Origin of the sequence: Burkholderia sp. BCC0322, from assembly GCF_902833045.1 — a bacterium.
GTDB lineage: Bacteria > Pseudomonadota > Gammaproteobacteria > Burkholderiales > Burkholderiaceae > Burkholderia.
In genome coordinates this window covers 269,865-281,922 of sequence record NZ_CADFDU010000005.1, presented here as the reverse complement: position 1 = coordinate 281,922, position 12,058 = coordinate 269,865, and the positions used below count along the sequence as shown (strand labels likewise).

The following is a 12,058-nucleotide window of genomic DNA, read 5'->3' as shown; positions in this document are numbered from 1 at the left end:
GATGACCGACCTCGCCTTCCTCGCCGCACACGCCGCCGCGCGGCTCGGCGCCGACGACGTGCACTGCTCGGCGGTCGCGCCCGGCGCGACGCTGCCGCTGTGCGTGACGCCGCGCAGCGCCGAACTCGCGACCTCGCCGGAGATGTTCGTCGCATGGTACCGCTCGCGGCTCGACACGATCGACACGCTGCTCGACGCGTGCGGTGCGCTGCTGTGGCGCGGCTTCGCGGTACCCGACACCGCCGCGTTCGGCCGCCTCGGCGCGCTGTATCCGGCGCACGCGAACGGCTACACGGCGGGCGCGGCGCCCCGCAAGCAGATCGACGGCCAGGTCTACGAATCGACCCGCATGCCGCCGCCGTTCAAGATCGGGCTGCACCAGGAGATGGCCTACATGCCCGCGTTCCCGCGCCTCGTCGCATTCTATTGCCGGCTGCCGGCCGACGCGGGCGGCGAGACGCCGATCTGCGACATGCGGCGCGTGACGGCGCGCGTGCCGGCCACGCTGCGCGAACGGTTCGCCGAACGCGGCGTGATGTACCTGCGCAATTTCGCGGCACCCGGCGATCGCGCGGACGGCCTCGCCGCCAACCCGAACCTGCCGTTCGCCGAATACCACCGGCCGTGGCATGACGCGTTCGGCACGTGCGAGCGCGACGAGGTCGAGCGGCTGTGCGCGGAACGCGGCGTCGGCTGCCGCTGGCTCGACGACGGCAGCGTGACCGTGTCGCACGTCGGCAGCGCGCTGCGCACGCATCCTCGCACCGGCGAGACGGTGTGGTTCAACCAGGCGAGCGCGCAACACCCGAACCCGCGTTCGATGGGCGAGCTCAGCTACCGCTACCTGCAACGCATGTACGCCGGGCGCGCGGCGTTCCCGTACGAGATCCGCTACGGCGACGGGTCGCCGATGCCGTTCGACGATCTCGTCGCGATCTACGACGCGTTCGACGACGAGGAGCTCGCGTTCCCGTGGCAGGCCGGCGACGTGCTCGTCGTCGACAACATGCTGGTCGCGCACGGCCGCAACCCGTATCGGGGCGCGCGCGACACGCAGGTCATGCTGTTCGACTGACAGGATGCAACGATGAGCGATTCGTTCCTCGCCTCCGTGCGCGCGCTATTCGGCCCGCACACCGCGTTCGACCGGCCGCTGCGCACGGCCACGCCGCCGCTGCCCGATGCGCACGCGCCGGGCGCGGCGCTCGGTGCGCGCGCGATCGACGTCGCGGCCGGCGATTTCCGTTTTTCCGCACGGCATGTGCGGTTCCGGCTCGGCGCCGTCACCGCGATCGTCGGGCCGAACGGCTCCGGCAAGACCACGCTGCTCGAGACGCTGCTCGGCTTCCGGCGCGGCGGCACCGACGTGCGCGTGCTCGACGTGCCGGCCACGCGCTTCATGCGCGATACGCCGTCGCTGCGGCGCATCGGCGCGCAATTGCAGAAGGTCGAGTATCCCGACCATCTGCGCGTGTCGGAAATCGTCGCGCTGCACCGCGCGATGTACGTGCGCACGGATGCGGCGGTCACGGATGCGCTCGGCATCGCCGAACTGCTCGACAAGCCTTGCCGCGCGCTGTCGAAGGGGCAGCGCCAGCGCGTCGATCTCTACGTCGCGCTCGCGCACCGGCCCGAACTCGCCGTGCTCGACGAACCGTTCACCGGCCTCGACCGCCGCTATGCGGGCGTCGTGATCGACCTGCTGCGCCAGCGTGCACGCGGCACGAGCGTGGCGATGATCTGCCACGCGGAGGAGGAACTCGCCGTCGTCGACGATCTCGTGTGGGTGCGCGACGGCGGCGTGCGCTACCAGGGCGACAAGAACGCGCTGCGCGCCGAGCTGGTCGGCGATGCGCGCGCGGTCCTGCATTGCCGCGACGAAGCCGATGCGCGCGCGCTGCGCAAGCGCCTCGCGGCGCTGCCGGGCGTGACCGGGGTGCGCGTATCGGCCACGCATGTCGTCGAGGTGTTCGGCGACGCGACGCTGCATCCGAACGTGCACCGGATCGTCGGCGAACAGGGCATCCAGCATCTCGCGCTCGCGCCGAGCACGCCGGGCGACCTGCTGCGCCTCTGTACCGAGGGCCCTTCCCATGACTAAGGTGTTCCTGATCCTGGTGCGCAACGAGCTGCTCGGCTATCTGCGCAGCCGCTCGTCGCTGTTCTGGACGCTCGTGTTCCCGCTGTTCCTGCTGAGCGTGATGCTGTTCGCGTTCGGCGGCTCGGGCTCGCTCGGCACGGCCGACATCGCGTTCGACGTGCCCGGCGGCGCAACGCCGTACAGCCGCGCCTGCGAAGCGCAGATCGTCGCCAGCCTCTCGCACAGCGACACGGTGAAGGCAACGTTCGACGGCCGCGGCGCGGCGGCCGATCGCGTGACCGTCGTGCTCGGCACCGACGAGCGCACGCCCGCGACGATCCGCTACGACTTCAACGGCTCGCTCGCGGTCAAGGCCGCGTCGCGCGTCGTCGAGATCGCGCTCGCGCGCTGCGCCGCACAGCGGCTCGGGGTGCCCGCCGCGCAGGTGCGCTACGAGAACGCGGCGCCGGCGCGCCGCCCGTTCGACTATGGCGCGTTCTTCGCGACCGGCATTCTCGTGATGGCGTTCATGGCGATCGGCCTCAATTCGACGACGACCTCGATCGCGTCGCTGCGCGAACGCAATACGTTCAAGCTGTACGTGTGCTTCCCGGTCTCGCGCGGCGTGTTCCTCGCCGCGCTGATCGTCGCGCGGATGGTGATGATGGCGCTGTCGGCGCTCGTGCTGCTGACGGTCGCACGCGTCGCGTTCGGCATCGCGCTGCCGATCGCGACGCCGGACGGGCTGCGCGCGTTGCCGATCGTGCTGCTCGGCGCGGCGATGGTGCTCAGCATCGGCGTGCTGCTCGCGAGCCGCACCCAATCGCTGGCCGCCGCCGAACTCGCCTGCAACGTCACCTACTACCCGCTGCTGTTCTTCAGCGACCTGACGATCCCGATGCACGACGCGCCGGCGTGGCTGAAGGCGGTGCTCGCGTTCCTGCCGACCAACCAGTTCGCGGTCGCGCTGCGCGGCGCGCTGGTCGACGGCGCCCCGTATGCGCAACTCGCGCCGCAACTGCTCGGCATGACCGCGAGCACGGCGCTGTTCCTGTTCGCCGCCGTGCGGCTGTTCCGCTGGCACGACGCTTGACGCGTCGCCCGCTGTTTCGACGTTTCGACGTTTCGACGAAGGAGAACCACCCGATGAAATCGAGCAATCCCATAACCGACTACCTGCTGCACGCGAGCAACTTCCTGCCGGCGATCGTGTTCCTTTTCTACGGCCGGCTCGGCCCCGAGCAGCCGGACGTGCGCTGGACCCACGCGTTCCTGATCGGCGGCGTGCTCGCGCTCGTGCACGGCGCGTGGCTGATCCGCCGCGCGGACCGCAACAGCATCGCGATCGGCGTCGACCTGTTCCTCGTGATCGGCGCGGTGCTCGCGCTCGTATCGCCCACAGGTAGCCGTTTGTGGGGCGAGGAACTCGGGCCGGCCGCGATGCTCGTCTGCGTGCTGGTCGTCGGCATCGTGCATACCGCGTGGTCGGACGGCGGCTTCGTCGACGGCACGTTCGTCGACCACGCCCGGGCGCGCTCGCTGTCGATCGTGCTGCTCGCCGTCACCGTCGTCGCGCTCGCGGTGTCGATCACGATGCGCCACAGTCCGCTGTGGGGCGGCGTCGTGCCGCTGATCGCGCTGGTCGTCGTGCGCGGCCGACTGCGCAAGCAGCTCGTGCGGGCCGGCTGACGATGAGCGCGTTGCCCGACCGCACCGCGCAGCGGCACGCGCTCGCCGCGACGCTCGGCGACGGCTGGCTCGACGGTGCGTCCGACGACGCATGCGAGCCCTACACGACGGACGTGACGCTCCACGGCGGCATTGCGCTCGGCGTCGCGCGGCCGGCCTCGACCGCCGACACGAGCGCGCTCGCACGGATCGCCGTCGCGCACCGCATCGCGCTCGTCGCGCAGGGCGCGCGCACCGGGCTCGTCGGCGCCGCCGTGCCCGATCGCAGCGGCACGCAATGCGTGGTGTCGTTCGACCGGATGCGTGCCGTTCGCGCGTTCGACGCGGCGAATCGCAGCATCACGGTCGAGGCCGGCGTGCGGCTGTCCGACATCAACCGCGTGGCGGCCGAAGCCGGCCTCTGCCTGCCGATCGACCTCGGCAGCGATCCAGCGGCCGGCGGCCTCGTCGGCGCCAACGCGGGCGGCAGCCGCCTGATCAAGTACGGCGACGTGCGCCGCAACGTGCTCGGCGTCGAAGTCGTGCTCGCCGATGCGGCGGGCACCGTGCTCGACGCGCTCGCGCCGCTGCGCAAACGCAACGCGGGCTTCGACGTCACGCAATGCTTCATCGGCGCGAACGGCGCCAACGGGCTCGTGACGGCCGTGTCGTTCGCCCTCGCGCCGCTCGAACGATCGTCGTGCGCCGCGTTCGTCGCGTTCGCGTCGTACGACGCGGCGCTCGCCGGCCTGCTCGCGTTCGAGCGTGTGTTCGGCGAGATGCTGTCGGCATTCGAATTCATGTCGGCGGCGGCCGTCGGCTGCGTCGCCGCCGCGTTTCCGGCGTCACACATTCCGTTCGACGCCGACGCTGCTGGGTGCTATGCGCTGGTCGAGATCGCGACCGGCATGGCGGGGCTCGATGCGCTGCTCGAGGAACGCACGATCGCGACACTCGACGCGCTGGCGGGCGAACGCGTGGTGCTCGACGCGGCCTGCGCGCCGGCCGAACGGTTCTGGCGAATCCGCGATGCACTGCCGGCCGCGGTTGCGCAGGATGGCCTGCCGCTGTCGTTCGACGTGTCGTTTCCGCGCAGCGCACTGGCCGCGTTCGTCGCGGATGCCGAGCAATGGATCGCGGCCGCGCATCCGTCGCTGCGCTGTTACGCGTTCGGGCATTTCGGCGACGGCGGCTGTCATCTCGTCGTGTCGATCCCGCATGCCAGTGCGGAACGCTACGGGCCGCTGCAGCAGGTGGCGCTGCGCGGCGCGCTGTACGACCGCGTGGTGCGGGCCGGTGGCTGCTTCAGCGCCGAGCATGGCGTCGGGCCGGTCAACGTCGCGTACTACCGCAAGCATGTGCCGGCCGCACAACGGCAGGTCGCCGCCGCCGTCCAGCACGCCGTCGACCCGCTGGGTCTGATCGGGCGTGTCCGCTATTGATGCGCCGTTGCGCGGCGCCACGGAGAATTCGCATGACCCTTCGACACCCGCCCGGCCCGGGCACCGCTTCCGAACCGGATGCCGAGCCGCCGTTCTCCGGCATCCCGGCCACGCTGCCCGACTCGGGCGTCGTGGTCAATGTGCGAGGGGTGGCCTACGTGATCCGGCTGCCGCCGCGCGATCATGCGCGCCCGGCGCTGTGGCGCGAGCTTGAGGATTGGCGTGATGACCGGTCGGCTGGCGGTCACGGCGAGCCGGATACGCGGCAGGATTGAGCGTTCAGGTGCCCTGCGGTGAATTGAACAAGCGCCGCGGAAACAACCGCGGCGCCGGACAACCTCGGTCGTCAGGCGCCGCGTCGGGCGAGGCATGCGATCGGAGAGTCAGAACACCGCGTGCCCGCTGATCAGGCTCGGCAGCCAGGTCGAGAAGAACGGCAGGTACGTGACGATGTTGATCGCACTGAAGATCGCGAGGTAATACGGCCACGCCATCTTCGTGGTCTCGCCGATCGACACGTTGCCGATCGCGCAGCCGACGAACTGCACCGAGCCGATCGGCGGGTGCACGAGGCCGAGCGAGCAGTTCAGCAGCAGCATTATCCCGAACTGCACCGGCCCGACGCCGCACGCCATCGCGATCGGCAGGAACAGCGGCGTCGTGATCAGGATGTGCGCGGCCATGTCGACGAACGTGCCGAGGAACACCTGGATGATGTTGATGTACAGCAGCATCAGCCAGGGCGCTGCGGTCGACTGCTTCAGCAGCCCTTCGATCGCATCCGGGATCTCGAGGTACGACATCTGGAAGCGCAGCATGTTGGACACCGCGATCAGCAGCAGCACGACACCCGTCGTGCGCGCCGCATGCGACAGCGCGCGGCGCAGCTTCTCGGCCGTCAGCGTCCGGTAGACCACCGCGGTCAGCACGAGCGAGTACACGACGGCGATCGCGGCCGCTTCGGTCGCGGTGGCGATCCCCTTCGCGACACACACGAGGATGATCGCGATCACCATCAGGCCGGGCACCGCGCCGACGAAGCTGCGCAGCACCGCATACCAGCCGGGAAACGCGGGCAGCGCGGACGAACCGTCTTCACGGCGCGGATAGCCGTGGCGCACGGCCTGCCAGTACGCGGCGGCGAGCACGAAGCCCATCACCCACAACACCGGCAGCAGCCCCGAGAACAGCAGGTCGCCGATCGACACGCCGCTCACCGGCTGGCCGTGCAGCATGCCGGTGATGCCCTGCGCGGCGAACGCGTAGATGATCATGTTGGTCGACGTCGGCATCAGCGCGCCGGCGAGCGACGCATGCGTCGTCACGTTGACCGCGTACGCGGCGCTGTAGCCTTCGCGCTTCATCAGCGGAATCACCACGCCGCCCATCGCCGACGTATCGGCGGTCGGCGAGCCCGACACGCCGCCGAACAGCGTACAGGCAACGACGTTCGCCATCCCGAGGCCGCCGCGGAAGTGGCCGACCGTTGCCTGCGCGAAGCGCAGGATCCGGTCCGCGATGCCGCCGTGCAGCATCAGTTCGCCGGAGAAGATGAAGAACGGCACCGCGAGGAACGAGAACGCATTCATCCCCGAGATCATGGCCTGCATCGCGGTCGCGATCGGCAAGCCTTCGACCATATAGGTCAGCACGCAGGCTATCCCGAGCGCGAACGACACGGGCACGCCCAGCAAGAGGAAAATCAGAAAACTGACGGACAGGATCGCGAGTTCCATGGCGTTATTGTCCCGGCGAAGAACGACGAAGCGCGAGCAGGTGCTCGAGCGAGAAGAGGATGATGGCGATCGCCGCGGGCATCGCGATCAGGTAGCGCACACCTTCCGGAATCCCGATGATCGGGATGCGGTCGCCCATCGTCTCGGCGGCCATGCTGCCGCAGCCGACCATGATCATGATCGCGAACGCGATCAGGCTCAGGTGCTGGATCGCGATCACCACCGCGCGCGATGTCGGCGGCAGCCGGCGCACGAGCGAATCGAGCCCGATATGGCCGCCGTCGCGCACCTTCATCGCCGCACCGAACATCGCGATCACGATCACGAGCAGCAGCGCGATCGGCTCGACGAAATCCGGCGCGTTCTCGAACACGTAGCGCATCACGACCGCGTAGAACACCAGCACCGTCAGCACCGCGAGGCACGCCGACGCGATCACGGCCAGCACGCGCAACAGCACGTCGTTCACGCAGCGCAAGAGCCGCGCGGCATGCGGCCGCGCCGGCGCCTCGCCGTCCGGGGCGGCGGCCGCCCCGCCCGCGGCCGCTGCGCTGTTCAGGGAAGTGCGACGCGTCACTTGGTGGCCTCGATCTCGTCGACGATCTGCTTCATCTGCGGCGTCTTCTCGTACTTCGTCCACAGCGGCTGCATCGCCTTCACGAACGCCGCGCGGTCGATCTGCGCGGCCGGCAGGATCTTCGCGCCGCCCTTCGTCACGGCCTGCTGCGCGGACGCTTCGCGCGCGGTCCACAGCTTCTGGTAGTACGGCACCGAATCGGCCGCCGCCTTCTTGATGGCCGCCTGCTCCTGCGGCGACAGCGTGTCCCAGACCTTCTTAGAGAACACCAGCACTTCCGGCGTCATCGCGTGCTGTGTCTCCGAGTAGTCGGGCGCCACTTCGTAATGCTTCGTTTCCTCGTACGACGGCATGTTGTTTTCGGCCGCGTCGACCAGCCCCGTCTTCAGGCCCGTGTACACCTCGGCGAACGGCATCGGCGTCGGCGTGCCGCCCATCGCCTTGATCTCGTCGACCATCAGGTCGGACGGTTGCACGCGCACCTTCAGCCCCTTCATGTCGGCCGGCGAACGCACCGGGCGCTTCGCGTAGATCGAGCGCGCGCCGCTCTCGTAGAACGTCAGCGCGATCATCCCCTTCGCGGTGAACGCATCGAGGATCTTCTGGCCGGCCGGGCCGTACATCGCCTTGCGGAAATGGTCGACGTCGCGGAACAGGAACGGGAACGACGGGATCAATGATTCCGGCACGATCTCGTTGAACGACGCGCCGTTTACGCGCGCCATGTCGATCGCGCCGATCCGCACCTGGTCGACCGTGTCCTTCTCCGAGCCGAGCGCGCTGTTGCCGAACACCTTGATCGAATCCTTGCCGCCCGTCTGCTTCGACAGTTCGTCGCCCATGAACTTCACGGCCATGTTGGTCGGGAAGTTGTCGCCATGCACGTCCGCCGAGCGGAACACGCGCGCCTGGGCGGACATCGCGCAGCCGGCCATCAGCGCGACGGCCAGGGCAATACGGGAGCGGTTGAATCGGTGCTTCATCGTCAGTCTCCTTGATGGTTTTGCTCGTTGTTGCGCGGCGATCCGCCGGCATGCGCATGCTTCGGCGCCGTGCGCGCTGACCGCTGAGTCATACGTCGTATGACATGTTGACGCGAATGTACGTCGGTTAATCGTTTAACTCACTTGGTGCATACCCGTAGAAGCATTGTCATGCCAGGTATAGGGGAATTTTCAGGGAATCGTTTTCTCTGTTTAGGCGAATTTGCGCGAAACGTTTTCTGGATCGGGAGCCGCATTCGAGCCGGAGCGATGGTCCATTGCTTCCGCCGACGCCGGGAAGCAATCTTTCGCTTCGCTTGCATAAGTCATAGGATGACCGATCACATTGCCAGTCCGTTGGCGCGATGCCATGCGCGCGCCGGCCACGCACCGCCGCGTGCGGCACGACCCGGAGGGAACGACAGGGAATCCGGGCGGCGGCAGGCGCCCAGGGTCCGTTCACGCCAATAACGGGCTTGCGCCGGCCCCACGCCTGCCCCGCGCCATCACGTCTGCATGACGAGCGATGTCAGTTGCGCCGCGCGCGCCACTGCCGTCTTCGCGTAGATCGATTTGATCTGCGTGCGGATCGTGCCGATCGACACGCCGCGCAACCCGGCGCACTCCTGCGGCGACAGCCCGTCGCAGCACAGCAGCACGGCGAGATCGGCTTCGGCCGACGACAGCCCGTAGAACACGCGCAGCCGTTGCGCGCGGGCCGACGGCGAACGCAGGTCGGCGGCCGTCATCAACGTCGCGACGCCCGGCCGCTCTCGCATCAGCCGCGACTGCTCGGGCACCGGCATCAGCGCCAGCGGCAGCGGCTCGCCCGTCGAGCGCCGCAACAGCAGCCCGCCGCGCGCGTACGCGTGCCGCCATTGCGCATCGTCGACACAGCCTTCCGGCGCGAATCGCCCGTTCACGACCCGCAGCGCCGGTTCCGCCGCGAGCAGTTGATCGGCCGCGCGATTCGTGTAGCGCAGCTCACGCTGCTCGCCGAGCAGGAACACCGGCACCGGAATCGCGTCGAGCGCCGATTCGGCGGCGGCCACGCGTGCCTCGAGCGCGCCGATCCGTGCCTGGATCTGCAGCGCGCGGCCGATGTGCATTCCCATGGTTTCGATCGCGTGGCGCTGGTCATCGGAAAGGCCTTGCGATTCGGGGCCGCTCTGGACGCTGAGGAATGCGCCGGCGCCCTCGCTGCGAAGGATGTACAGGCCCGAGATGCTGCCGAGCCCGTAAGGGTGAAGGAATTCCTGGTAGAACGCGCTGTGCGCGCGCTGGTGCGCAGACAGGTGCTTGACGTCCTCGAACCAGCGGCCCGTCGGCCAGTTGGCGGCAACCGGCACGACCGGGTCGTACAGATAGAACTCGGTGTTGTAGGCGTGGTAACACGCGGCGACCCATGACGCGTCGTCACCCGCCGCCTGCTCGATCGCCGGCACCCGCGCCGCGTCGTCGAACGACAGCAGCGTGACCATGCGCACGCCGACCCACGATCGCAGCCCGTCCAGCACCGTTTCCCATCGCTGATCGCCGAGTGCCGCAGCATAGACGTCATCGACCCATGCCGATGGAATCAATCCGTTCATTTGCATCTGGCCACCCCGCGCCGTGCGTTTTTGTCGAACGTCTTCTGCGCATCTTAGTCAATCGGCGCCAACGTTTGAATCACTCGTTTGCGCTTGATCGAAATACCACGTTTGTTACCGTTTATCGTCTGATGTAATGGCCGCTTGTAATGGCCGTTTTTCCGGCACACGCGATGCCGATCGCTTTTCATCCGGATCACGGCATGCCATGATGCGGCGCATGACGATTCGAAACACCACGCTCTCGCTGCACCATCACCACGGCCGCCCCCGGTTGCGCCGTGGTTCGTTTCGCATCTAGCAATTGCGTCGGGTGAATGCCCGATCAAGACGACAACCAAGGCGCCTCCGGCGCCTTTTTTGTTTTTTGCCGCCTCATAAACCCGCCGCGCCGATCAATCGAACCCGTATGGAGTGTTTTCGATGCCACAACCCTGGAAAGCAATCGCCTTGCCGGATTTACCGCTGCGCGAGGATCTCAAGCTGCAGCACGCGTACGGGGCGCCGCAGCTCGATGTGCCGGTCCGCCTGAACGTCAACGAGAATCCGTATTCGCCGTCGCCCGGGCTCGTCGAGCGCATCGCGACCGCGGTGGCCGACGCGGCGCGCGCGGCGAACCGCTATCCCGATCGCGACTTTGCCGAGCTGCGAGCGCATCTGGCGGCGTATCTGACGCACGACACCGGCGTGACGGTCGACGCCTCGCGCGTCTGGGCGGCCAACGGCTCGAATGAAGTGATCCAGCAGATCCTGCAGGCATTCGGCGGCCCGGGGCGTTCGGCGCTGGCCTTCACGCCCGCGTATCCCATGTATGACGAATACTGCCGCACGACTTTCACGCGCCTGCATACGTTGCCGCGCACCCGGGATTTCGCGCTGGATCGGGGTCAGGCGCTCGACAGCATGCGCGAGCACCAGCCGAGCGTGGTGCTGCTGACGTCGCCGAACAACCCGACCGGCACCGCGCTGCCGATCGACGATATCCGCGCGATACTCGACGTCGCGCCGGGCGTGGTCGTCGTCGACGAAGCTTATGCGGAGTTCCGGCGTCACGGCGTCCCCAGCGCGGTGACGCTGCTGCCCGAGCATCCGCGGCTCGTCGTCACCCGCACGTTGAGCAAGGCGTTCAAGTTCGCGGGCGGCCGCGTCGGGTATTGCGCGTGCGCGCCGGCGGTCGTCGAAGCGCTGAAGCTGGTTCGATTGCCCTACCACCTGTCCGCCTTTACCCAGGCAGCGGCCTGCGCGGCGCCGGCCGCGCGTGACGAGATGCTGTCGCAAGTCGAGACCATCAAGGCCGAACGCGATTCGACCGTCCGCTGGCTGCGTGGCCTGGGCCTCACGGTAGCCGATTCCGATGCCAACTTCGTGATGTTCGGCGAGTTTGCGGATCGGCACCGGATCTGGAGCGGACTCCTGCGCCACGGCGTCCTGATTCGCGAGTCCGGGCCGCCGGCGTATCTTCGCGTGTCCATCGGCACCGCTGCGGAGATGGCTGCGTTTCGCGCGGCCCTGCTTGACGTGATGACGCCCGGACAAGCGACCGGCCATCCGGTCGGCAACGCGATGGAGCGCATGTAAGCGCCGCATCCGACGATGTATTTACTTCATCGTCGCGAACCGCATCTCCATCGCGTCGAGCTTCGCGAGCACCGCTTCGCTGAGCGTCCGGACGTGGCGCGGCACATCGGGCGCCGACAGCAGCTCCTCGATTCGCCCGCGCCAGTAGCTCGGATGTCGCACGCGCCCCGCGCCCGACATCGACACATCGTCAGCGTTCGTCTCGCTGTCCAGGAGAGCGACCATTCTCTGAATGTGAGAGAGCTCTCGTTCTGCATAGTCTCGTGCCAGCATATTGATTGAAATTCCCCGAAATACGACAACAGGCCTTCCGTCATCAACGCGCCATCGTGTTGCGATGCAAACGACTCACCGCACACGTCGTGTCGCCATCGTACGCAGAAGCTGTGTCAGTCAACCTCG

General features: G+C 68.1%; 12 protein-coding genes. 7 read left to right on the top strand and 5 right to left on the bottom strand.

Translation table 11 applies throughout. The features are described 5' to 3' along the window. The first annotated feature begins 1 nt into the window (after position 1). Genes HWX39_RS17170 through HWX39_RS17145 form a run of 6 tightly spaced genes read left to right on the top strand, consistent with a single transcriptional unit; the run spans position 2 to position 5,465 of the window. A complete protein-coding gene (locus HWX39_RS17170) occupies positions 2-1,075 on the top strand; it encodes a TauD/TfdA family dioxygenase (protein ID WP_175969188.1) in 1,074 nt (357 codons plus the stop codon). 12 nt (positions 1,076-1,087) lie between these two features. Further along, on the top strand, positions 1,088-2,101 hold the full coding sequence (locus HWX39_RS17165) for an ABC transporter ATP-binding protein (RefSeq protein ID WP_175969187.1): 1,014 nt from the start codon (positions 1,088-1,090) through the stop codon (positions 2,099-2,101). Beyond that, positions 2,094-3,173 (top strand): ABC transporter permease, encoded by a 1,080-nt coding sequence (locus HWX39_RS17160; protein ID WP_175969186.1) that lies wholly within the window; start codon positions 2,094-2,096, stop codon positions 3,171-3,173. Before HWX39_RS17165 ends, HWX39_RS17160 begins: the two co-directional genes overlap by 8 nt. A gap of 53 nt (positions 3,174-3,226) precedes the next feature. After that, complete coding sequence (locus HWX39_RS17155; RefSeq protein ID WP_089448834.1) at positions 3,227-3,769, top strand: permease; 543 nt, start codon at positions 3,227-3,229, stop codon at positions 3,767-3,769. 2 nt (positions 3,770-3,771) lie between these two features. Beyond that, positions 3,772-5,190 carry an FAD-binding oxidoreductase gene (locus HWX39_RS17150; protein ID WP_175969185.1) on the top strand — a complete coding sequence of 473 codons (1,419 nt, stop codon included), beginning with the start codon at positions 3,772-3,774 and terminating at the stop codon, positions 5,188-5,190. A gap of 32 nt (positions 5,191-5,222) precedes the next feature. Continuing rightward, positions 5,223-5,465: a hypothetical protein gene (locus tag HWX39_RS17145; protein ID WP_175969184.1), complete on the top strand. Its 243-nt coding sequence runs from the start codon at positions 5,223-5,225 to the stop codon at positions 5,463-5,465. Between the two features lie 108 nt (positions 5,466-5,573). On the opposite strand, the gene HWX39_RS17140 is transcribed toward HWX39_RS17145, so the two are convergent. From HWX39_RS17140 to HWX39_RS17125, 4 genes are all read right to left on the bottom strand, one after another. Beyond that, complete coding sequence (locus HWX39_RS17140; RefSeq protein WP_175969183.1) at positions 5,574-6,926, bottom strand: TRAP transporter large permease; 1,353 nt, start codon at positions 6,924-6,926, stop codon at positions 5,574-5,576. Between the two features lie 4 nt (positions 6,927-6,930). Beyond that, positions 6,931-7,503 carry a TRAP transporter small permease gene (locus tag HWX39_RS17135; protein WP_175969182.1) on the bottom strand — a complete coding sequence of 191 codons (573 nt, stop codon included), beginning with the start codon at positions 7,501-7,503 and terminating at the stop codon, positions 6,931-6,933. Then, complete coding sequence (locus HWX39_RS17130; RefSeq protein WP_175969181.1) at positions 7,500-8,486, bottom strand: TRAP transporter substrate-binding protein; 987 nt, start codon at positions 8,484-8,486, stop codon at positions 7,500-7,502. The genes HWX39_RS17135 and HWX39_RS17130 overlap by 4 nt, the downstream gene beginning before the upstream one ends. A 506-nt stretch (positions 8,487-8,992) precedes the next feature. Beyond that, positions 8,993-10,078: a helix-turn-helix transcriptional regulator gene (locus HWX39_RS17125; RefSeq protein ID WP_244135032.1), complete on the bottom strand. Its 1,086-nt coding sequence runs from the start codon at positions 10,076-10,078 to the stop codon at positions 8,993-8,995. 423 nt (positions 10,079-10,501) lie between these two features. Between HWX39_RS17125 and HWX39_RS17120 the strand changes: the two genes are divergently transcribed. After that, positions 10,502-11,656 (top strand): histidinol-phosphate transaminase, encoded by a 1,155-nt coding sequence (locus HWX39_RS17120; RefSeq protein WP_175969179.1) that lies wholly within the window; start codon positions 10,502-10,504, stop codon positions 11,654-11,656. A gap of 21 nt (positions 11,657-11,677) precedes the next feature. On the opposite strand, the gene HWX39_RS17115 is transcribed toward HWX39_RS17120, so the two are convergent. Continuing rightward, on the bottom strand, positions 11,678-11,929 hold the full coding sequence (locus tag HWX39_RS17115; RefSeq protein WP_175969178.1) for a hypothetical protein: 252 nt from the start codon (positions 11,927-11,929) through the stop codon (positions 11,678-11,680). Positions 11,930-12,058 lie beyond the last annotated feature (129 nt).